General features: G+C 45.4%; 19 protein-coding genes. 11 read left to right on the top strand and 8 right to left on the bottom strand.

The window, feature by feature from the left end:
* Positions 1 to 702, bottom strand: a complete 702-nt coding sequence (locus tag J4N23_RS13465; protein WP_207428013.1) for an SDR family oxidoreductase — start codon at positions 700 to 702, stop codon at positions 1 to 3.
* Positions 703 to 762: 60 nt separating this feature from the next.
* On the opposite strand from J4N23_RS13465, the gene J4N23_RS13460 reads away from it, so the two are divergent.
* From J4N23_RS13460 to J4N23_RS13445, 4 genes are all read left to right on the top strand, one after another.
* The gene (locus J4N23_RS13460; protein ID WP_207428012.1) at positions 763 to 1,497 is read left to right on the top strand and encodes an ABC transporter permease; all 735 of its coding nucleotides are present in this window, start codon (positions 763 to 765) and stop codon (positions 1,495 to 1,497) included.
* Positions 1,494 to 2,246, top strand: a complete 753-nt coding sequence (locus tag J4N23_RS13455) for an ABC transporter ATP-binding protein (RefSeq protein ID WP_207428010.1) — start codon at positions 1,494 to 1,496, stop codon at positions 2,244 to 2,246. Before J4N23_RS13460 ends, J4N23_RS13455 begins: the two co-directional genes overlap by 4 nt.
* A 141-nt stretch (positions 2,247 to 2,387) precedes the next feature.
* On the top strand, positions 2,388 to 3,272 hold the full coding sequence (locus J4N23_RS13450) for a class I SAM-dependent methyltransferase (protein ID WP_207428007.1): 885 nt from the start codon (positions 2,388 to 2,390) through the stop codon (positions 3,270 to 3,272).
* Between the two features lie 75 nt (positions 3,273 to 3,347).
* Complete coding sequence (locus tag J4N23_RS13445; RefSeq protein WP_370527269.1) at positions 3,348 to 4,409, top strand: hypothetical protein; 1,062 nt, start codon at positions 3,348 to 3,350, stop codon at positions 4,407 to 4,409.
* Between the two features lie 66 nt (positions 4,410 to 4,475).
* Here the strand turns inward: J4N23_RS13445 and J4N23_RS13440 are convergent, their stop codons facing one another.
* Entirely contained in the window at positions 4,476 to 4,718 is a 243-nt protein-coding gene (locus J4N23_RS13440; protein WP_207428004.1) for a DUF6702 family protein, read from the bottom strand.
* Between the two features lie 26 nt (positions 4,719 to 4,744).
* Complete coding sequence (locus tag J4N23_RS13435; RefSeq protein WP_207428002.1) at positions 4,745 to 4,948, bottom strand: DUF6702 family protein; 204 nt, start codon at positions 4,946 to 4,948, stop codon at positions 4,745 to 4,747.
* 75 nt (positions 4,949 to 5,023) lie between these two features.
* Here J4N23_RS13435 and J4N23_RS13430 point away from each other — a divergent pair, with 75 nt between their 5' ends.
* From J4N23_RS13430 to msrA, 3 genes are all read left to right on the top strand, one after another.
* Positions 5,024 to 5,602 (top strand): HupE/UreJ family protein, encoded by a 579-nt coding sequence (locus J4N23_RS13430; RefSeq protein WP_207428001.1) that lies wholly within the window; start codon positions 5,024 to 5,026, stop codon positions 5,600 to 5,602.
* A gap of 34 nt (positions 5,603 to 5,636) precedes the next feature.
* On the top strand, positions 5,637 to 7,967 hold the full coding sequence (locus J4N23_RS13425) for a M1 family metallopeptidase (protein WP_207428000.1): 2,331 nt from the start codon (positions 5,637 to 5,639) through the stop codon (positions 7,965 to 7,967).
* Positions 7,968 to 8,045: 78 nt separating this feature from the next.
* Complete coding sequence (gene msrA, locus J4N23_RS13420; RefSeq protein ID WP_207427999.1) at positions 8,046 to 8,594, top strand: peptide-methionine (S)-S-oxide reductase MsrA; 549 nt, start codon at positions 8,046 to 8,048, stop codon at positions 8,592 to 8,594.
* A 36-nt stretch (positions 8,595 to 8,630) separates the two neighbouring features.
* Here the strand turns inward: msrA and J4N23_RS13415 are convergent, their stop codons facing one another.
* Positions 8,631 to 11,390, bottom strand: coding sequence for a DNA gyrase/topoisomerase IV subunit A (locus J4N23_RS13415; protein ID WP_207427998.1), 2,760 nt, complete (start codon positions 11,388 to 11,390; stop codon positions 8,631 to 8,633).
* Between the two features lie 324 nt (positions 11,391 to 11,714).
* Positions 11,715 to 14,246 carry an ATP-dependent Clp protease ATP-binding subunit gene (locus J4N23_RS13410; protein ID WP_207427997.1) on the bottom strand — a complete coding sequence of 844 codons (2,532 nt, stop codon included), beginning with the start codon at positions 14,244 to 14,246 and terminating at the stop codon, positions 11,715 to 11,717.
* 186 nt (positions 14,247 to 14,432) lie between these two features.
* On the opposite strand from J4N23_RS13410, the gene ettA reads away from it, so the two are divergent.
* Positions 14,433 to 16,115 carry an energy-dependent translational throttle protein EttA gene (gene ettA, locus J4N23_RS13405; RefSeq protein WP_207427995.1) on the top strand — a complete coding sequence of 561 codons (1,683 nt, stop codon included), beginning with the start codon at positions 14,433 to 14,435 and terminating at the stop codon, positions 16,113 to 16,115.
* 48 nt (positions 16,116 to 16,163) lie between these two features.
* On the opposite strand, the gene J4N23_RS13400 is transcribed toward ettA, so the two are convergent.
* Entirely contained in the window at positions 16,164 to 17,006 is an 843-nt protein-coding gene (locus tag J4N23_RS13400) for an ion transporter (protein ID WP_207427994.1), read from the bottom strand.
* 155 nt (positions 17,007 to 17,161) lie between these two features.
* A complete protein-coding gene (locus J4N23_RS13395; protein ID WP_207427993.1) occupies positions 17,162 to 17,782 on the bottom strand; it encodes a porin family protein in 621 nt (206 codons plus the stop codon).
* 240 nt (positions 17,783 to 18,022) lie between these two features.
* On the opposite strand from J4N23_RS13395, the gene J4N23_RS13390 reads away from it, so the two are divergent.
* From J4N23_RS13390 to J4N23_RS13380, 3 genes are all read left to right on the top strand, one after another.
* Complete coding sequence (locus J4N23_RS13390) at positions 18,023 to 19,351, top strand: Gfo/Idh/MocA family protein (RefSeq protein WP_207427992.1); 1,329 nt, start codon at positions 18,023 to 18,025, stop codon at positions 19,349 to 19,351.
* A gap of 5 nt (positions 19,352 to 19,356) precedes the next feature.
* Positions 19,357 to 19,515 carry a hypothetical protein gene (locus tag J4N23_RS13385; RefSeq protein ID WP_207427991.1) on the top strand — a complete coding sequence of 53 codons (159 nt, stop codon included), beginning with the start codon at positions 19,357 to 19,359 and terminating at the stop codon, positions 19,513 to 19,515.
* 169 nt (positions 19,516 to 19,684) lie between these two features.
* Positions 19,685 to 20,158 carry a ribonuclease H-like YkuK family protein gene (locus J4N23_RS13380; RefSeq protein ID WP_207427990.1) on the top strand — a complete coding sequence of 158 codons (474 nt, stop codon included), beginning with the start codon at positions 19,685 to 19,687 and terminating at the stop codon, positions 20,156 to 20,158.
* Between the two features lie 276 nt (positions 20,159 to 20,434).
* Here J4N23_RS13380 and J4N23_RS13375 read toward each other — a convergent pair whose 3' ends face one another.
* Positions 20,435 to 21,463, bottom strand: a complete 1,029-nt coding sequence (locus J4N23_RS13375; protein ID WP_242689228.1) for a glycoside hydrolase family 43 protein — start codon at positions 21,461 to 21,463, stop codon at positions 20,435 to 20,437.
* Positions 21,464 to 21,617: the final 154 nt, after the last annotated feature.

The following is a 21,617-nucleotide window of genomic DNA, read 5'->3' as shown; positions in this document are numbered from 1 at the left end:
TTATAAATTTCCTTCCAACGGCCTGATCACAATTTCATCGGGATTTGCTCCGGGGCTCATGCGCAAACAGGCAAGCACCGTTTCAGCTACATCCTCCGCCGCTATAAACCGATCAGGCGGAATGCTTGTTCCCTCCCATGAATTTGTGAGAGTCGACCCGGGATGAATGGCTGTCACCTTTACCTTGTGTTCCATCAATTCCTCCCGAAGTACTTTGGTTAGACTCAGCAAGGCTGCCTTTGTTACAGAATAAGATCCTGCCGCTACAACAGGGTTTAAAGCTGCAACGGAACAAATATTGATGATGTGACCCGCTTTGTGTTCCCGCATCTTGCGCCCGAAGGCCCTGCAAAGAACGTAGGCCGTATTGAAGTTCACCTGCATCTGGGTCGCCAATACATCCTCCTCTTCGTCTAAAATGGAGGCCGGATGAAAAACCCCGACATTATTAATCAAAACATGAACTGTTTCAAACTGTTGTTGTACAAAGTTTGCAAACCGTTTCACCTCCGCAGGGTTAGAACAGTCGGTTTTTAGGCCAGAGGCTATAATTTGAGGATTTGCCGCAATAAGTTCCTGACAAAAATCATCGATTTCGTGTTGGCTTCTGGAGCAAAGTATCAGATTAAAGCCTGCTTGTGCAAGTTTGACAGCGATGGTCCGACCCATGCCCTTAGTCGCTCCGGTGATAACTGCATTCATTCGATAAAAGTAAAATTGAACAGTAACGTTAAATAATTTATTTTTAGCCAAAAATCAAATATGATCTTTTATCCGCTAGGAAAATATATTTTATTACTTAAAGCCGTTTTTCGAAAGCCGGAGAAGTGGAACATCTACAGAAAAGAAATTTTTCATGAAATGAATTCGATTGGAGTAGGATCAGTTTGGATCATCTCCATTATTTCTGTTTTCCTGGGGATGGTAACCACTGTACAAACAGCTTTCCAGCTGGTAAGTGACCTGATCCCCAAATCCACTATTGGGATGATCGTGAGAGACTCGACTATCCTCGAGCTGAGTCCTACCATTTCAGCCCTCGTTCTTGCCGGGAAAGTAGGGTCGAGCGTTGCATCGCAGATCGGGACCATGCGGGTAACCGAGCAGATCGATGCCCTGGAGATAATGGGAATTAATTCGCCCGGCTACCTGATTCTGCCCAAGATAATTGCAGCGGTAGTAACAATTCCAATGTTGGTCATCATTTCCATTGGTTTAAGTATTTGGGGCGGATACCTGGCAGGAACCATTTCAGGAGCAGTAACAGCGAACGATTTCATCGCGGGAACAATTGACGGCTTCAGAGGATTTACGCTTACCGTATCTATGGTGAAAGCGGTAGTTTTTGCCTTCATCATTACCTCCGTTTCTGCCTACCAGGGCTTTTATACGTCTGGCGGCGCACTTGATGTGGGCATCTCCAGCACCCGGGCAGTAGTAGTAAGTTGCATTATGATCTTATTTGCCGATTACTTAGTGGCACAACTCTTATTATGATAGAAATTCACGACATTCATAAAACTTTCGGTGACAACTACGTCCTGAAAGGCATCTCAGGAGTGTTTAGGGAGGGAATGTGTAACCTGATCATTGGTGGCTCGGGTTCCGGAAAAACTACACTGCTGAAATGCATGGTCGGGTTACATGAGCCCGAACAGGGATCTGTCATGTACGACGGCCGGGATTTCACGAGAATGACTTTCGAGGAACGGATAGATATCCGCAAAGAAATCGGCATGCTGTTTCAAAGTTCAGCCCTTTTTGACTCGATGACTGTGGAGGAGAACATCATGTTCCCGCTCAACATGTTTACCGAAATGAAGACGAAAGAGAAAAAAGAGCGCGTAAACTTCTGCCTTGAGCGAGTGAACCTGGCAGGAAAAAATAAGCTCTACCCTGCCGAACTATCGGGAGGTATGAAAAAGCGTGTGGGTATTGCGCGGGCAATCTCCATGCAGCCGAAGTATCTTTTTGTTGATGAGCCCAACTCGGGACTGGACCCGAAAACAGCTATTGTGATTGACGAATTGATTAACGAACTAACCGAGGAATACAAGATCACAACAGTGGTGGTAACCCATGACATGAACTCAGTAATGGGCATCGGCGACAATATCATCTTCCTTTACAATGGAAAAAAAGAGTGGGAAGGCTCCAATAAGGAAATCGCGAAAACAGACAATCAACAGTTAAACGACTTCGTGTTCGCCAGTAAATTTACGCAGGCGGCGAAGGATAAACTATAGTTTGAAAATCACCTGATCGGTCTGTTTCCGTCGGATTCATTTTCCAGCCCGAGTTTGCCCTGGCCGCTCCATTAAGGGCAAATATCCTGCACAGATTAGCCGGGGCAATTCAAACAACAACACAGAAATTCAATAAACTACATGATCCAACTTTTAACACCGCAGCACTGGAAAGACTATGAGCTGATTGATTGCGGCAATTTCGAGAAGCTTGAGCGTTTCGGAAATTTGATTCTAATCCGGCCAGAGCCTCAAGCCGTGTGGGCCAAACAACTTTCAGAGGCGGAATGGCAAAAACAGCATCATATTCGCTTCAAAGGCCGTTCGGCTACTTCCGGCGAATGGATTAAGAAAAATCCAAAGACACCAGACCGCTGGCATATCACCTATCAGAACAACGAGGTTTCCATAAAATTGCGTTTAGGCTTAACCTCTTTCAAACACGTGGGCCTTTTCCCTGAGCAGGCAGTAAATTGGGATTACATATCTGAAAGCATCAGCAAGTTCAAAAACCCGGAACCTAAAGTACTCAACCTCTTTGCTTACACAGGTGGTGCAACGGTCATAGCCAGAGCCGCCGGAGCAGATACGACCCACGTTGATTCCATCAAGCAGGTAGTGACCTGGGCAAACGAAAACCAGGAGCTTTCTGGTCTGAAAGACATTCGCTGGGTGGTAGAAGATGCGCTAAAGTTCGTAAAGCGGGAGCTCAAAAGAGGAAAAAAGTATAACGGCATCATTCTCGATCCTCCTGCCTATGGCCACGGGCCTAACGGTGAAAAATGGAAACTGGAGGATCATATCCTGGAAATGATGCAGGATGTTAGCCAACTGCTGGACGAAGAGGAGCATTTCCTCATCCTGAACACCTACTCACTCGGTTTCTCCTCCGTGATTGTAGAGAACCTCCTGAAGGGCTCTGTTAAAAATCCGCAGAACCTGGAAACCGGCGAATTGTACCTGCAGGCGAGCGCCGGAAGTAAACTTCCTCTTGGCGTTTTTGGAAAAGTAAGAAAGTTTAAATAAACTCCGAATTTCAAATCTTTCCTTGGTATTGTAACGTATCAAGGCTATTTTGCAAGGATTGAAGGAACATCTATAATGTGTATGAATAAATACTTTTTGATTTTAGGATTAGCCGTTGCCAGTTTCTCTGTTGGCTGTACGGAAAATCCCAGTAAAGCCGGTAGTGGTAAGACAGCAGCGGTAAACGACAGTAGCAAACAAGCAAGCGACAGCAGCGCCACTTCGGGAGAAGCTGCCGCAAACAGCAGTACTATTGATACGGCACTCTACAACAAAAAAATGCTGGCTCTGGCAAATGGTGACACCACTGGTCGCTGGCCCGTAAAGAACACGCCATACCCGAAACCTGGCGCTATCCTTCCATTCAAACGCATCGTGGCTTATTATGGCAACTTATACTCTAAACGGATGGGAATTTTAGGGGAACTTCCTCCCAAGGAAATGCTGTCAAAGCTAGATCAGGAAGTTCGCCGTTGGGAAAAAGCAGATCCTAATACCCCTGTTCAACCAGCCCTTCATTATATTGCAGTAGTGGCACAAGGAGATCCTGGCAAAGATGGGAAGTACCGCTACAGAATGCCCTTCAAGCAGATCGACTCGGTTTTAGCGATTTCTAAAATGCGCAAGGACATGATCGTGTTTCTGGATATTCAGGTGGCTTTAAGTACCATCAAAGATGAGCTTCCTCTGTTGGAGCAGTACTTAAAATTACCGAACGTACACCTGGGTATCGACCCGGAATTCTCCATGAAAGGCGGAAACCGTCCGGGCAGCAAAATCGGAACTTACGATGCAGCAGACCTTAACTACTGTTCTGATTACCTTGCTAAGTTAGTGCGCGATAACAACCTTCCTCCGAAAGTATTTGTGATCCACCGTTTTACTGAGAAAATGCTAACCAACTACAAGAACATCAAGTTGCGCCCGGAAGTACAGGTGGTGATCCACATGGACGGATGGGGTGAACCCGACTTGAAACTGGGTACCTACAGATACTTTGTACGCAACCAACCGGTTCAATTTACCGGCTTCAAAATCTTTTACAAAAATGATTTGAAGAAGTCGCCGCATCGTTTGATGACACCTGAGGAGTTGATGAAGCTTAAGCCACAACCGATCTACATTCAATACCAGTAAACGTATAAGTCTGATAAGAAGCCGCGAGACACGTCACCTCGCGGCTTCTTATTTTTACAACCAATCCTAAAACTTAAAACTTGCGAGTCCGGAAGGATTGTCGAGTTTAGTACTCTTACGCTGCCCGCCGACACTCACATGAAGCAGGTTCACCTGGGATTCGTGCTCCTTAAAAAGGATGTCGTTTGTGATATGGATCGAGTGAATCTTAGGAAGCTTCACCACTTCCATATAGCACCATATTGCTTCCTGCTCTATTTCATAACCCAGATACTTCAATTTTACGGGCTTTCCATTCACCTGAAGCACTAAATGTTTCCCCAGGTAGTCGGCAATTAAGGATCAAGCCTTCTTTTTTCAGAAGGATTTAGAATGTCGAGCTTCTGCTTGTAGTTGGCCCCCAGCGCGTGCTCAAAATCGTCAAAAAACAACTTACTGCTTATTTCCAGTGACTTGGTCTTCTCATTATGCCGGATCTCTGTTACACTGACAAAAAAAGGGTGTATAAGCGCAAAAATAGAGGTAATTAGTTGCAACATCCGACAAATAAAGGCTATTTTAGTGAAAGTATCTTAAGCAGAACGGCGGCAAGCTAAAAAAATTACAGAAAACAATTGAATGATTTTAGTATCTACTTAGAACTGGGCTGGAAACATATCTTAGATCTGAACGGTTCCGATCACATCTTATTTATTCTTTCTCTTATCGGAGTCTACTTGTTTCGCGACTGGAGAAAAGTGCTGGTCCTTGTGACTGCGTTTACAATAGGACACTCAGCAACGCTTGCGCTAAGTGTTTTTGAAGCAGTGCAATTTCGTTCCGCGTTAATAGAATTACTTATTCCAATCACTATTGTCATTACTGCTCTTTTTAATCTGCTTCGTAAAAACCGAACTGAACATGCACAGCAGCTAAAATATGGAGCGGCACTGCTATTCGGACTGATCCATGGACTCGGTTTTTCAGGTTATTTGAAAAGCCTGTTGGGAGCAGATGAAAACATTGTAATGGAACTGCTGGCCTTCAACTTGGGACTGGAACTCGGCCAACTGGTCGTTGTAACCGTAGTGCTCTCGCTGGCTCACTTGTTCGTTAAGGTAAAGGTAAAACAGGCTGATTGGAGCTTATTCCTTAGCGCTGCAACTTTTGGTGCGGGTATGATGATGGTTATGGACCGACTGCCCGCTTTGTAATTATAAAACATAACACATTAATTAATATCAGTAAATGAGGTCTGCTTTCCTTTTTTCCCTTTTATTGTACAGCTCAATTGCTGCTGCTCAGAACCTAAATAACCCCGGATCGAATCACGGGAATAAATTTGAGCAGCTCGGCACCATTATTCAGGATCCCAACAGTTATAGAACCGCTTCTGGCGCACCTGGGCATGAATACTGGCAGCAAAGAGCTGACTACCAGATCAACGTAGAGCTGGACGACGAGAATCAGCGGATTACCGGAGACGAGCGCATTACTTACTACAACAACTCGCCAGATCCACTCACCTATCTATGGCTGCAACTGGATGAAAACGAGCACGACCGTAACAATCCCCTGCGTAAAGCGAATGAAAGCGCTGTAGCCGAAAAGATGAACATCACCGATATTCAGCGCATGATTGGTTTTAGTGATGATCTTGGGGTCAAAATCCTGAAGGTGAATGACGCTTCAGGGCAGGCGCTGAAATATACTATCAACCAGACGATGATGCGAATCGAACTACCAAAGGCGCTGAAACCTGGCGAGAAGTTCGATTTTAGTGTTGCCTGGTTTTACAACATTCCCAATAGAATGAGCATAGGCGGTCGTGGGGGATATGAGTATTTTCCTGAAGACAAAAACTACCTGTACACCATTGCGCAGTGGTATCCCAGGATGGCGGTATACTCCGACTTTCAAGGCTGGCAAAACAAGCAGTTCATCGGCTCGGGAGAGTTCGCCCTCACCTTCGGAAACTTCAAGGTGAACATCACCGCTCCGGCCGACCATGTGATAGGAGCTACGGGAGAATGCCAGAATTACGAACAAGTATTGACCGGGGCTCAACTGAGTCGCTGGAAACAGGCACAGACAGCGAAAGAACCCGTAGAAATTGTCACGCTGCCAGAAGTCAAAAACATGATGAGTAAAAGGTCTAAGGCAAAGAAAACCTGGACCTATGTAGCTGAAAACGTGCGCGACTTTGCTTTTGTCTCCTCCCGTCGATTAGTTTGGGATGCAATGGCTACTTATATAGATGGAAAAAAAACGATGGCCATGTCGTACTACGGCCCTGAGGCATACCCTCTGTACAACCGTTACTCTACCAAGGCTGTAGCACATACGCTGAAGGTCTATTCCAAACATACCATTCCCTACCCCTACCCGGTGGCCATTTCTGTTGAGGCGGCTAATGGAATGGAGTATCCTATGATCTGCTTCAACTACGGCAGGGCAAACAAAGACGGAACGTACTCAGAAGCGACTAAATACGGTATGTTAGGAGTGATCATCCATGAGGTGGGACACAACTTCTTTCCTATGATTGTCAACTCTGACGAGCGCCAGTGGACCTGGATGGATGAAGGACTTAACACCTTCTGCCAGTTTCTTGCCGAACAGGAATGGGATAATAACTATCCCTCTCAGCGCGGCCCTGCACACAAGATCGTGGATTATATGAAGCTCCCGAAAAATCAGCTGGAGCCAATTATGACCAACTCCGAGAACATTATCCGCTTTGGCCCTAATGCTTATGCAAAGCCGGCAACTGCCCTGAACATCCTTCGGGAAACGGTGATGGGCCGCGAGCTTTTTGACTATGCCTTTAAGGAGTATGCAAAACGCTGGGCATTTAAACACCCTACTCCTGCTGACTTCTTCAGAACAATGGAAGATGCTTCTGCTGTAGATCTCGACTGGTTCTGGCGAGGATGGTTTTATACTACCGATCCTGTCGACATTTCTCTGGACAACGTTACTGCCTTCCGTCTTAACACCATGAATCCGGAAATTGAAAACGCTGAAAACAGAAAAGCGGCTGAACGGGAACGGTATAGTATCGGACGGGAACGCAACAGAAAGGAAGGGATCCAATTTGCGATTGAGGAAGACAGCAAGCTGAAAGATTTTTATAATAACTACGATCAGTTTGCTACTACTCCCCGGGCAAGAGCCGAATTTGAGAAATACTACAAGTCCCTGACCCCAGAAGAGAAAAAGCTATACGACAGCAAAAAGAACTTCTATCAGCTGGAACTCAGTAACAAGGGAGGTCTCGTAATGCCTGTCATTATTGAGTGGACATTTAGTGATGGTACCAAAGAAGTTGAACGCATACCTGCCTATATCTGGCGAAAAAACGAAGAGAAGGTTACAAAGGTCTTTGCAAAAGATAAGGCTGTACAATCAGTAAGATTAGACCCTTACCGCGAAACGGCAGACATTGATGAAGCCAACAATAGCTGGCCGCGGACTGCCAGCCCTTCCCGCTTTGAGCTGTTCAAGGAACAGCAAGCGCCGAGAGGCTCTTCTACGGGAGTAAACCCAATGCAAGAAGCAAAAAAACAAAGACAGTAGAAAACAGTCGGCAGTACCAGCGGTGCTGCCGATACTTCTTCCACGAAAACCTTATTAAACCCTTCCTGTTTAGAAATTATGGCATTACAACAAGCAACTTTTGGTGCAGGGTGTTTTTGGTGCACCGAAGCAGTTTTTCAAACACTGCAGGGAGTATCGAATGTACAGTCAGGATATATGGGAGGATCGGTTGAAAATCCTTCCTATGAAGCAGTGTGCTCTGGTACCACCGGACATGCCGAGGTGATTCAACTGGACTTCGACCCTGAACAGATATCTTTTGAAGAACTACTCTTAGTATTTTTTAAGACCCACGACCCCACTACCCTTAACAGACAGGGTAACGATGTAGGAACCCAATACCGATCTGTCATTTTTTATCATAGTCCCGAACAGAAGGAGAAAGCCAATCTAATGATTGACGAACTGACGAAAGGACTGGTGTACGAACGACCTATTGTTACGGAGGTGGTTCCGGTATCGGAGTTTTATAAAGCGGAAGACTACCATCAGAACTACTTTAACGAGAATTACCAAAAAAACTCGTACTGTCTGTTCGTCATTCAACCGAAGCTTCAAAAATTCGCGGAGAACTTCCGGGAAAAGATCAAACCCGAGTTATTATAAAAAGAAAGGCTGGTTTGATTTAACCAGCCTTTGTTATTAGAACAATCCCAATTGCCCTTTGTCGTCTATCTCCACGTCATCGAGGTTCGTAATCTCGAAATCTACCTTTTTGGCAGGCTTCTCCTCCGGTTCCTCTTTCCCTTCCGCCTCTTTTATTTCTTTTTGAATAGCCTCTTCTACCGGATCCTTTTCTTTCTGGACTATTTCCTTCTCGGCCTCCTGCTCCAGCTTCTCTTCCAGCACAATCTCTTCCAGCGGCGTCTCTGGTACCGGATCTGGTAAATCTTCCGGATCATCGTGCTCTGCTATCAGCTCGATAGTTTTTACTTCGTGCTGCGATAACTTATTACCCTGAGCCTTCATCCCTTTCACATCGATCACATCCGCGAGGTTAATTTCCACTATTTCCGGCGTCAATGATTTACCTTTTAGCTGGTCGACCTTCACAATTGGTTGTGATGCCCCCGAGATGAGTATAAGTTTAGATCCCGCTTCTTCGTTGATGATACTTAGCTGCTTTCCGATCATTATGTCTTCGAACAAGAACCTCTTGACATAGTAGTTCTTCGACTTGCCGTCGAGGTGCACCACGGTGAACACTTTTTCAGGATCATACTTCTCAATCAGGATCATCTTGTCGTCGAAGTGATTGGTGAGATCAAAGGAGGTCAATTCATATACCCCATTGCTCATCACTGTTAACACCTTATCCGGACCATCAAACTCTCCCAGGTACTTCCCGCGTCCATCAACGTTCAACCTTTTCAGGATGTCGTCGAACCAGATTTTGCGGCCAGCGAGGGTGGACACTCCTTTCGCTTTCAGTGTGATTTTTTTAACAGGGTATTTGGTCACCGTATTTCCGATGGAGCTCCTTCCCTTGATAGCAATCTCCGCGAAATCCACGTCCATCTGCAGCTTCCGAAGCTTTGAATGCGGCTTCAGCTGGATACTCACTACCTCTGCCTCACCGTTCGGATTAGCGGTAAAGTACAAGACTCTTGATCCTTTAGATCCTTTCGTCAGATCATATTCCTTGTCCCGGGTTACCCCCAGCACAGCAAAACGTTTAATATAGGCCGTGCCCGTAGCTCCGTCCTTGTAGATCATGTTGTAGATGGTGCGCTCGTCACCTTTTTTAAACACGCCCACATGTAGAATATCTTTTCCTACAAAAACCTTGTCCTGTACTTTCGTCACCACGCAGCGGCCGTCTTCTCTGAATACAATGATCTCGTCCAGATCTGAACAATCGCAGACAAACTCGTCTTTCCGCAGGCCAGTGCCAATAAAACCGTCAGTACGGTTTACATACAGCTTCACATTGGCGAGCGCCACCTGAGCAGCCTCCACCTTGTCGAAAGTCCGCAGCTCTGTCTTCCGTCCTCGGTCTTTTCCGTATTTCTCTTTGATCTTCTCAAACCAGGCAATTGCATAATCGGTAAGATGTTTCAGATGATGCTTTACCTCTTTTATCTCCGCCTCAAGTGTCTTCATCTGCTCATCCGCCTTTTTCACGTCAAATCGGGTGATGCTGCTCATCGGTTTCTCGATCAGCTTTTTATAATCTTCCGGAAGGATCTCGCGGTAAAACTGAGGAAAGAAGGGCTCAAACAGGCGGTTTAACACTTCAACTACTCCGTCGAAGTTGCCGGAATTTTCATACTCCGGATGTTTATACATTCCCTCCTGGATGAAGATCTTTAGCAGCGAGCTAAAGAAAATCCGCTCTTTCAGCTCATTCAGCCGGATCTCCAGTTCCTGCTTCAGTAAGTTCTTCGTATTCTCCGTATTCTCTATCAGGATATCGTTCACACTCATGAAGTGCGGTTTGTCATCCCGGATTACGCAGGTATTGGGCGAAATAGAAACTTCGCAATCTGTAAAGGCATACAGCGCATCGATCGTTACGTCGGGAGAGATTCCGGGTGCCAGGTGCACAATGATCTCCACGTTTGCCGCCGTATTATCTTCGATCTTCCTGATCTTGATCTTACCCTTATCATTGGCAGAAATGATGCTATCGATAAGGCTGCCCGTGGTAGTGGTAAAAGGAACTTCTGTGATGGCAAGTGTTTTCTTATCTTTCTCGATAATCCGCGCCCTTACCCGGACTTTTCCACCTCTTTGTCCCTCATTATAGTTGGAGCAGTCGGCCATTCCTCCTGTCGGGAAATCGGGAAGCAGGTCGGGCCTGTTTCCTTTTAAAACCTCAATGGAGGCGTCAATCAGCTCGATAAAATTATGCGGTAGTATTTTTGTCGCCAAGCCTACGGCAATACCTTCGGCACCCTGCGCCAGAAGAAGCGGAAATTTAACCGGCAAGGTGATCGGTTCGCGATTCCGGCCGTCGTAGCTCAACTGCCATTCGGTAGTATCCGGATTGAAAACCACTTCATTGGCAAATTTGGACAGGCGGGCCTCAATGTAACGCGGTGCCGCAGCCGAGTCGCCCGTCATCGGATCTCCCCAGTTACCCTGGGTGTCAATCAACAGGTTTTTCTGCCCGATCTGCACCATGGCGTCCCCAATAGAGGCATCTCCGTGCGGGTGATACTTCATCGTATTCCCGATCACGTTAGCGGCCTTATTGAAGCGGCCGTCGTCCATTTCCTTCAAGGAATGGAGGATCCGGCGCTGCACCGGCTTGAGTCCATCGTTAATATGAGGTACCGCACGATCTAGAATTACATAAGACGCATAATCAAGGAACCAGTTCTCATACAGGCCATTGATGGAGGTGACGTTATGTAATTTCTCTTCGTTTTCGTGATTGTTTAGAGATTCTTCACTCATCCTTTTCTAAAAAAACTCTTAGATCGTAAAGATAGTAGTTTTGGCTAGATTTTCCCCGTGGGAATAGCAGCTTGCGAAAAATCTTAGCAATTCACTAGCTGACTCGTAGCGAAAGCTGATCGGAAAATTCCGCTATCCCTTGTAAATAACCCACACATTAATCGTTAATTTAATTGCTTTCCGACTTGATGAAATTTTCAATATCAACGCTGCTTCCGCTTAACGCGGCAACGCACTTCTATTTCCCCACATCGCATACAAACGAAACACATATAAAACAAAAAACCCGGCCTTGGCCGGGTTTTATATTGCTAAGCGTAGCGCCTATTTCTCTTTCTTCTCTTCGCTTTTCTTGCCCTGATGTTTAACCTTGATTTTTATCTCTTCGGTTGTCTTGTCGTAATCGACTTCCATCACATCCCCTTCAGCCAGTTCGCCTTTTAGTATTTCTTCGGCGATTGGATCTTCGAGATATTTCTGAATAGCGCGTTTTAACGGACGAGCACCAAAGTTTGAATCGTAGCCTTTATCAGCGATGAAGTCTTTCGCGTCATCAGTAAGTACGATATCATAACCTAGCGTATGAACTCTTGAGAACAGTGCTTTCAGCTCGATATCGATGATGCGGAAGATGTCTTCTCTTGACAGCGAGTTGAACACGATTACATCGTCAATCCGGTTCAGGAACTCGGGAGCAAAAGCACGCTTTAGCGCATTTTCAATCACACCACGTGAATGAGTGTCTGCCTGCATCGCTTTCGCGGATGTGGTAAATCCTACTCCTTGTCCGAAATCTTTCAACTGACGGGCACCAATGTTTGAGGTCATGATCACGATTGTGTTCCGGAAATCTACTTTCCTTCCCAAACTATCGGTTAGCTGACCTTCGTCCAGCACCTGCAACAGGATATTGAAAACATCCGGGTGAGCTTTCTCGATCTCATCTAAAAGAACGACCGAGTAAGGCTTGCGACGAACTTTTTCAGTCAGCTGACCACCTTCTTCATAACCCACATATCCCGGAGGCGCACCAACAAGACGTGATACAGCAAATTTCTCCATGTATTCACTCATGTCGATCTGAATGAGGGCGTCCTCACTATCGAACATGAACCGTGCTAATTCCTTAGCAAGCTCTGTTTTACCTACCCCGGTAGGACCAAGGAAGATAAATGAACCGATAGGTTTCTTAGGATCTTTCAATCCTGCACGGGTACGTTGGATCGCTTTAGTCAATTTCTTGATCGCCTCATCCTGTCCGATGATCTTACCAGCCATCAATTCAGGCATAGCCAACAATTTCTGACTGTCAGTCTGGCCCACACGTTGAACCGGGATTCCTGTCATCATCGCCACTACTTCAGCTACGTTGTCTTCTGAAACCGTATAACGTTTCGTTTTCGTCTCAGCTTCCCAGGCAGCCTTAGCCTTATCAAGTTCTTCCAGTAAGTTCTTTTCGGTATCCCGAAGCTTTGCTGCTTCTTCGTATTTCTGGCTGCGAACTACCTTATTTTTCTCAACTTTAATCTCTTCGATTTTTTGCTCGATGTCAATGATCTCCTGAGGAACATGAATGTTAGTCAGGTGAACTCTCGATCCAGCTTCATCTAACGCGTCAATTGCTTTATCCGGTAAAAACCTATCGGTGATATAACGAGAAGTCAAACTTACGCAGGCATTGATCGCTTCCGGAGTATACGTCACCGCGTGGTGCTCTTCATACTTCTCTTTGATCCGGTTAAGGATCTCGATGGTCTCATCCGGAGTAGCCGGTTCCACCATTACTTTTTGGAAACGACGGTCCAAAGCGCCATCTTTCTCAATGTACTGACGATACTCATCCAGCGTAGTAGCTCCGATGCATTGGATTTCTCCGCGGGCAAGAGCCGGCTTAAACATGTTTGATGCATCCAGGGAACCTGAAGCACCACCTGCTCCAACGATGGTATGAATCTCATCAATGAAAAGGATGACATCCGGGGATTTCTCCAATTCATTCATCACCGCCTTCATCCGCTCTTCAAACTGACCGCGGTACTTAGTACCTGCTACCAGTGATGCCAGATCAAGTGTAACTACGCGTTTGTTAAACAGGACGCGTGATACTTTGCGCTGAACGATACGAAGTGCCAATCCTTCCGCAATTGCAGATTTACCAACTCCGGGTTCTCCAATCAGGATCGGGTTGTTCTTCTTACGACGGGAGAGGATCTGAGACACACGCTCAATCTCCTTTTCACGTCCCACAATTGGATCAAGCTTGCCCTCTTCGGCTGCTTTTGTCAAATCACGCCCAAAATTGTCTAAGACAGGAGTTTTTGACTTGATATCAGAGACCTTTTTAGGCTGGCTGAATGAAGACTCTTCCTCGCGGAAATCATCGTCTCCTGCAGCTGAACCCGGCATTTCATCTCTGAAACCTTCTTTATTTTGTTCTACTTCTGCTTTAAACACGTCGTAATTTACGTTGTATTGTAATAAAATCTGCGAAGCGATATTATCGTCATCGCGTAGAATTGAAAGCAGTAAGTGCTCGGTGCCAATCACATCGCTTTTGAAGATCTTTGCCTCCAAATATGTAATTTTCAGAACTTTCTCTGCCTGTTTTGTCAGGGGAATATTCCCCAGATTTACTGTTGTACCAGTTGTGCCTTTAACTGCATCCTCTATAGAGCGACGTAAACGTACGGTATCGACACCCAAGGCCTTTAACACTTTTATGGCCATTCCATCGCCTTCGCGGATCAAGCCTAGTAGTAAATGCTCGGTGCCTATGTAATCATGTCCCAGCCGCAACGCTTCTTCCCTGCTATATGAAATTACGTCTTTGACACGAGGTGAAAATTTAGCTTCCATTATAAAACCTTTCTTCGTGTTGAACGCCCTAAACTATTAATTTGTTTCATTAATGAAAGGGCGTGTTTGCTTTTTATTTATCAACAACTACGCCAAATCTGAAGGAATAGTGTAATAAGCCTAATATAATAAATTTTAGATTCGAATCAGCGAAATCGCGATATTTGGCAACCCTTTCAAGAAAAAATGGCAGACGAAAAAATAATCTTTTCGATGGCCGGCGTAAATAAGATTTACCCGCCACAGAAACAAGTACTTAAGAACATATATTTATCCTTCTTTTATGGTGCAAAGATTGGCGTAATCGGGTTAAATGGCTCGGGAAAATCTTCGCTGTTGAAGATCATTGCCGGGCTCGACAAATCCTACCAGGGAGAAGTAGTTTTTTCACCGGGATATAGTGTGGGTTATTTGGCACAGGAGCCTGAACTAGACCCGGAAAAGACTGTAAGAGAAATTGTTGAAGAAGGAGTAGCTGAAATTACGGCTATACTAAAAGAGTATGAAGAGATAAATGAGAAGTTCGGCCTGCCCGAGGTGTATGAAGACCCGGACGCCATGGATAAACTAATGGCGAGACAAGGCGAACTGCAGGACAAGATCGACGCCTCCGGAGCCTGGGAGTTAGATTCCAAACTGGAGCGGGCCATGGACGCACTTCGCACACCAGAACCCGACGCAAAAATTGCCAACCTGTCAGGAGGAGAACGAAGAAGAGTAGCATTATGTCGCTTATTACTTCAGGAGCCCGACGTCCTTTTGCTGGATGAGCCAACAAACCACCTGGATGCCGAGTCGATCGATTGGCTCGAGCAGCATTTGCAACACTACAAGGGGACCGTTATTGCGGTGACCCACGACAGGTATTTCCTGGATAACGTGGCTGGTTGGATCCTTGAATTGGACCGTGGGGAAGGAATTCCTTGGAAGGGAAATTATTCATCATGGTTGGATCAGAAAGCCAAGCGTCTTGCACAGGAAGAGAAAACTGAAAGCAAGCGCCAGAAAACGCTGGAGCGCGAGCTGGAATGGGTACGTATGGCACCGAAAGCACGGCATGCTAAATCGAAAGCGCGTCTTGCGAATTATGATAAAATGGCTTCTGAGGAAACGAAAGAACGCGAAGAAAAATTGGAGCTTTTCATCCCTCCGGGTCCACGCCTGGGGAATGTGGTCATCGAGGCGCAGAATGTGAGCAAAGCCTATGGTGAGAAAGTTCTTTTTGAAAACCTGAGCTTCTCTTTGCCACCGGCAGGAATAGTAGGAATTATTGGCCCGAACGGGGCTGGTAAAACCACTCTTTTCCGCTTGATTACAGGGCAGGAAACACCGGACTCAGGCACGTTCAGAGTTGGAGAGACGGTGGCTTTGGGTTATGTGGACCAATTGCATAACGACCTGGATCCTGAAAAATCAGTGTGGGAGAATATAACCGATGGACAGGAAACGGTTATGTTAGGAAACAGGCCGGTGAACTCCCGCGCCTATGTCTCTAAATTCAACTTTAACGGAGCTGATCAGCAGAAGAAAGTAGGAGTACTTTCGGGAGGAGAACGAAATCGGGCGCATTTAGCGATCACCCTTAAAAAAGGCTCAAACGTCCTGTTGCTGGATGAGCCTACCAACGACATTGACGTAAACACCTTGAGAGCACTTGAGGAGGCTTTGGAAAACTTCGCAGGGTGTGCGGTTATCATTTCCCACGACCGCTGGTTCCTGGACAGGATTTGTACGCATATCCTTGCTTTTGAAGGGGAATCGCAAGTCTATTTCTTCGAAGGAAACTATACGGACTATGAGGAGAACAAGAAGAAGAGGTTAGGAGATACCGGGCCCAAGCGGATCAAGTACAAAAAGCTGATTGCCTGATACAATCGGGAGATAGAACAAAATGGCGCTGCAGGTTCAGCGCCATTTTTATTTTTTCTCGTCTGCCCTCGCTCCTGCCTTCAGTTTCGCTCCACAGTTACTGCAATAGTTGGCGGTATTTAAGTCTACAGCTTTCTGGCAATTGGGGCAGGTGGAGCCGGATGCACTCGCCCGGGCCATTTCTACCGACACGATCCCGGTAGGTACAGCGATGATCCCATATCCGATGATCATCAATACACTGGCAATAAATTGCCCGAGGGGAGTTATGGGCGAAATATCGCCATATCCCACAGTCGTAATAGTAACAATAGCCCAATAAACACTTTTAGGGATACTGGAAAAGCCGCTATTCTCCCCTTCCACCACATACATTATCGTTCCGACAATAGTAACCAGGGCAATTACCGCAGAAAGGAAGACCGTTATTTTATAAGCGCTGTTTCGCAAGGCCGTTACCAGCACATGTCCTTCCACCAGGTATCGTGAAAGTTTCAATATGCGGAAAACCCGCAGCAGTCGCACCGCTCTTAAAACAACAAAATACTGCCCACCCTGAAGGAAAAGACTTAGATAACCAGGAACAAGGGCCAGCAGATCAACTAGTCCATAAAAGCTAAAAACGTACGCCCGTCTGCTTTTAGCACTATAAACCCGAAGCAGGTACTCGAGGGTAAAAACAGCCGTAAAAACCCATTCAGCGAAACGGATTTCCCGATAGTAGGTCTCCCGGAAACCTTGGACGCTTTCTATAAAGACAAGAAAGATACTGCATAGAATGAGCCAGAGAAGAATAATATCAAAGGCCTTTCCTGCCCTGGTGTCAGAACGGAAAATAATAATGTAAATTTTTCTTCTTAGTCTTGCTGTTTGACCGCCTTCCTGAGACATTGCCTCTAAAACACTTTAGTGAAGGTAATGTTCATTGGGCTAAAATGACCGGCATAAAGAGCCGGACTCAGGATCAACGATCTTATGCGTTTACACCCCAGGTAGAAAAACAAAAAGGCCGCCATAGGGGCGACCTTCAATTATTCAACCTGTAATTAGAACGAATATCCAACCGTTAAAGACCAAACGCGGTTCTTCACTTTCCCCTCATCCTCATTGCTAAGATTTGATAAGCCAAGGCCGTAGTTTAAACCAAGGTTTATCCCACTAGTCAATCTGACACCTCCGCCAAAATTCAAACCGAAGTCGAGGGCTTTCATCTCATCTTCACCGCTTCCAAATTTAATATCCTCTTCTCCACTCAAATCCTCACCTAACATTTCGCCCTCAGTCTTCTGCTTACCGGCAAGACCCAAAGCAGCGTAGGGACCAGCTCCTACAAAGATTTTACCGAAGCTTACTGGTACATTGTAATAGGCGTTAACAGGAACCTCCAGGTACATTAGACTTGTTTTAGTCTCTACATCACCAAACCCAATCTTTCCACCTTTTCCGTTAAGGATAAGGCCCGGCTGAATTGAAAAATTGTTAACCGGGATATCAGCAAAACCGCCGATCTGAAAATTAACCAATGACTCTGTATTCATGCTCATACCCTCCGACTTGAATTGCATGTCGGCGAGGTTCAGCCCTGCTTTCACTCCAAATGTTACGTTTTGGGCGAACCCTGATTTCGATGCGAATAATACTGCTACTGCAATTAGTAATTTTTTCATTGTCTGTGTTGTAATAAGTTTTAATTTTATTCAATTTTTCAAGCTAGCTGAGGGGTAGACGCTATTTGGTTTTGATTTGTGACAGATCAACTAAAAATAGTTACTAAAACAATGAAGACCAGGAAGAAGGGAACTTTGTAATATTTTGTTTACGCAAACGATATCGGCCGAGGTCATACTTGGAAACATTATTCAGTGAGAACAAAAGCGCCTATCTTAACGATTCAAATAATCAATTATATGCACCGCAGAAAATTTTTGCAGCAAACCGGAACCGTAATGGCCGGTGCGTTGCTTTCAGACTCTCTTTTTGCATCTACCCTAAGCTTAAAGAAAAAAAGAGTTGCGATGGTTGGAACAGGTCATCGCGGAACGGGAATGTGGGGAACTGATGTAATCAAGGAATTTAACCACATGGTCGAGTTCGTCGGCTTATGCGATAAAAATCAGGGCAGAGTAGCCACGGCCAAAAAAATGATGGGTGTAACTTGTCCCACTTACACTGATCTGGATAAGATGCTTAAAGAGCAGAAACCGGAGATTTTGATCGTCACGACCATGGATAGTACGCACCACGAGCAGATAGTAAAGGGGCTGGAAGCCGGAGCGGACATCATCACCGAAAAACCGATGACCACTGACGAGGATAAGTGTCAACTGATCCTGGACGCGGAAAAGAGGACGGGAAAGAAAGTGCATGTTACCTTCAACTACCGCTATTCGCCACACCGCCAGAAAATGTACGAGCTGATTAATAGCGGCGCCATTGGTAAAGTAACTTCGGTCGACTTCCATTGGTACCTGGACACATCGCATGGTGCCGACTACTTCCGCAGATGGCACCGGAAGAGAGAATTCGGGGGCTCCTTACTGGTTCATAAATCCACGCACCACTTCGATTTGCTAAACTGGTGGCTCGATTCTGAACCCTCGGAGGTATTTGCCTACGGCTCATTGGAACACTACGGCAAAAACGGGCCCTTCCGCCATACCAACTGCCGCCCATGCCCGCACAAAGACAAATGCAAGTACTATTGGGACATTACCAAGAACGAACGACTAATGAAGCTCTATGTCGAGAACGAGAAGTACGACGGCTACCTCCGCGACGGCTGCGTATTCAAGGAAGACATTGACATCTTTGATAAGATGGCGGTGCAAATCAAATACGCCAATAACGTGCAGGTGAGTTATTCGTTAACCACCTATTCACCCTACGAGGGTTACCGGATTTCCTTCAACGGAACGGAAGGTAAAATGGATGCCTGGATCTACGAAAGACAGCCCTGGGAAGTGCCGAAATATGACGAGATTCAGCTGACTAAGAATTTCGGAAAAACAGAATATATCCGCATCGATAACACAGAGGAAGGCCACGGCGGTGGTGACGTGCGTCTACGGAAGCAACTTTTTGATCCGGGATCTGACCCATGGAAACAAGCAGCAGGAGCCCGGGATGGAGCCATGTCGATCCTGGTTGGTATTGCTGCGCGGCAGAGTATCGATTCTGGAAAACCAGTAAAAATTGAAGGACTTACCTCCTTAAAGCCGATGGCGAAAAAAGCCTGATAGGTATGATTAAAACAGAAAAGAGGGTGGCCACCCTCTTTTTTTATTTCCGCATTTCCGCTGTTTTTGCCCTGAACCCAAGTCCCCTGCCTAAACTTCCTTATTCAAACATTCAACCCAGTGCGCCTCTTCCAAAATTAACCGTCGCTGCTGCTTTGGATTAAATTGAGTTTCCGATCATCCCCCTCTTCAGCCCCATACTCCCTGACTGTTAATATGTTAACAAAAAACAAATATTTATTTAACCGCTTATATTATATCTTTATAAGACCTCATAGAAAACTGTATTGGGATACAGCGTAAAGGTCCGTACGAACATTAAATACAACTCTTATGACCTGGAAAAAATTTAGCGGAGAAACCATCCAAAAACCTATTATTGATGAAGTAGAGCAGGCAATTGAAAGAGAGTATCAGTTAGGAAACAAACTAAAAGTATGTATCGGAACAGACTCGCAAGTGAAAGGAACTGTCACCGACTTTGCGACTGTGATCGTATTCCTGAGAGAAAAGAAAGGGGCCTTTATGTTTATCCATCAGGATAAAAGCTCGAAAAAGATGAGTATTAAAGAGCGAATGTTGGCAGAAGTTCAACGATCTATCGAGACGGCTTATGGCCTCTGTGATTTGTTAGACTTATACGAGGTAGATCTGGAAGTGCATGCCGACATCAATACTAACCCGATGTTTAAATCAAACCAAGCTTTGCATGAAGCAATGGGGTATATCCTTAGCATGGGATTTGTATTCAAGGCCAAACCAGAAGCCTTCGCGAGCTCGGCCTGTGCCAATAAGATTGTACAATAAAGTCTGAAGGCTGCAGATTGCAGTGCGGAATCAGCAGGAACGGCAATGACTTGTTTATATTGTCTTAAAGACGTGAAATAATTATTTTTTTATAATTATTTGGAATTTGTGAGGAATAAATCCCTATATTTAAGCTCCAAACTAACCAAATATAACCTATATCCCCCCGCTCATAACGGGGGGATTTTTTTTGATCTAATAGCTGCTTCTTTTCGCCATTGGACCATTCGCTTTGACTATTGCTTCTGGCTAGGTCTCGTAGATCGTACTATTGAGCTATTTCGCAGGCTTCACACCTTCAGTAGTCATGATCACTTTCTTTATAGATCCGTCTTTATTGTAATACAGATAATCAATGCAAACTGACCTTCTGTAGCTACCGCCCTGCGTAGGAATCGATCCGTTGTGGTAAATAAAGTAGGACTTGCCCTTGAAATCAATAATTGCCTGATGATTGGTATTGGAATTCCCGGCAACTTCATTGATGATGCCTTTAAATGTCCAGGGACCATTGATGTTCCGACTCATCGCGTAAGCGATTTTTTCAGGGAATTTATAGGCGTAAGAAAGATAATACCAGCCATTTCTTTTATGTACCCAGGGAGCTTCGGTAAAGTTCGGCAGCCCTTGCACCTTCATAATCGGACTGTCAAGCTCTATCATGTTATCCTTCAGTTTTGCGTAATAACACTGTGTATTTCCCCAAAACAGATAGGCCTGTCCATCATCATCAATAATTACAGAAGGGTCGATATCATCCCAGCTTATTTTGGTATCGGTAGTCATATCGTTGGTAATAATGGCAGAGCCACGGGCATCTTTGAACGGGCCAAGGGGACTGTCTGACACCGCCACACCGATAGCCTTCCCCTTGATGGAACCGTGCTCTACCGAAACATACCAGTAGAACTTGCCATTTTTTTCAATTACCTGCGAAGCCCAGGCATCATCCTTCGCCCAACTGAACGCTTTAACGGTAAGCGGTACCGGATGTTCTTCCCAGTTCACCATATCTGATGAGGAAAACACCAACCAGTCGTGCATTTCATAACCATGCCGATTAGGAGGAGGAACATCGTGCCCCGTGTACAGGTAAACTTTGTCCTTATACACCAGTGCAGCGGGATCGGCTGTGTACTTGTGCTTAATTATCGGATTTCTGGTCAAGGTATCCTCCACGGAAACACCGCTGATGACTTTCGTACTTTTTACGGATGAACAACTGTTTAAGCAAGAACAAAGGGCTACTGAAGCACCTACGATCAGCGAAGCGAGTTTAGCGTTAAGACCTAAAGTTTCCATCATTTATAATTGGTTTAATTGTTAAGTTTACACTTATAAATATAAACCGATCCTTAGAGACTGAAAACTTTTTTATTTTTTATACAAGATTGGACCTTCTAAGTAATACAAAGTGGCTGTAAACAGCAGCAACATGTCTCCTACCTCATGTAGAATA

The sequence above is a fragment of the Pedobacter sp. SYSU D00535 genome (genome assembly GCF_017355855.1).
Lineage (GTDB): Bacteria > Bacteroidota > Bacteroidia > Sphingobacteriales > Sphingobacteriaceae > Desertivirga.
The sequence above is the reverse complement of the archived record's forward strand: the minus strand, read 5'-3'. Positions and strand labels throughout refer to the sequence as shown.

Bases quoted from the DNA above. Each gene is read 5' to 3' on its own strand.
- J4N23_RS13465 (WP_207428013.1), bottom strand. From the start codon at position 702: ATGAATGCAGTTATCACCGGAGCGACTAAGGGCATGGGTCGGACCATC.
- J4N23_RS13375 (WP_242689228.1), bottom strand. From the start codon at position 21,463: ATGATGGAAACTTTAGGTCTTAACGCTAAACTCGCTTCGCTGATCGTA.
- J4N23_RS13395 (WP_207427993.1), bottom strand. From the start codon at position 17,782: ATGAAAAAATTACTAATTGCAGTAGCAGTATTATTCGCATCGAAATCA.
- J4N23_RS13390 (WP_207427992.1), top strand. From the start codon at position 18,023: ATGCACCGCAGAAAATTTTTGCAGCAAACCGGAACCGTAATGGCCGGT.
- J4N23_RS13415 (WP_207427998.1), bottom strand. From the start codon at position 11,390: ATGAGTGAAGAATCTCTAAACAATCACGAAAACGAAGAGAAATTACAT.
- J4N23_RS13445 (WP_370527269.1), top strand. From the start codon at position 3,348: ATGTGTATGAATAAATACTTTTTGATTTTAGGATTAGCCGTTGCCAGT.
- J4N23_RS13425 (WP_207428000.1), top strand. From the start codon at position 5,637: ATGAGGTCTGCTTTCCTTTTTTCCCTTTTATTGTACAGCTCAATTGCT.
- J4N23_RS13455 (WP_207428010.1), top strand. From the start codon at position 1,494: ATGATAGAAATTCACGACATTCATAAAACTTTCGGTGACAACTACGTC.
- J4N23_RS13450 (WP_207428007.1), top strand. From the start codon at position 2,388: ATGATCCAACTTTTAACACCGCAGCACTGGAAAGACTATGAGCTGATT.
- J4N23_RS13400 (WP_207427994.1), bottom strand. From the start codon at position 17,006: ATGTCTCAGGAAGGCGGTCAAACAGCAAGACTAAGAAGAAAAATTTAC.
- J4N23_RS13385 (WP_207427991.1), top strand. From the start codon at position 19,357: ATGATTAAAACAGAAAAGAGGGTGGCCACCCTCTTTTTTTATTTCCGC.
- J4N23_RS13460 (WP_207428012.1), top strand. From the start codon at position 763: ATGATCTTTTATCCGCTAGGAAAATATATTTTATTACTTAAAGCCGTT.
- J4N23_RS13380 (WP_207427990.1), top strand. From the start codon at position 19,685: ATGACCTGGAAAAAATTTAGCGGAGAAACCATCCAAAAACCTATTATT.
- msrA (WP_207427999.1), top strand. From the start codon at position 8,046: ATGGCATTACAACAAGCAACTTTTGGTGCAGGGTGTTTTTGGTGCACC.
- J4N23_RS13410 (WP_207427997.1), bottom strand. From the start codon at position 14,246: ATGGAAGCTAAATTTTCACCTCGTGTCAAAGACGTAATTTCATATAGC.
- ettA (WP_207427995.1), top strand. From the start codon at position 14,433: ATGGCAGACGAAAAAATAATCTTTTCGATGGCCGGCGTAAATAAGATT.
- J4N23_RS13435 (WP_207428002.1), bottom strand. From the start codon at position 4,948: ATGTTGCAACTAATTACCTCTATTTTTGCGCTTATACACCCTTTTTTT.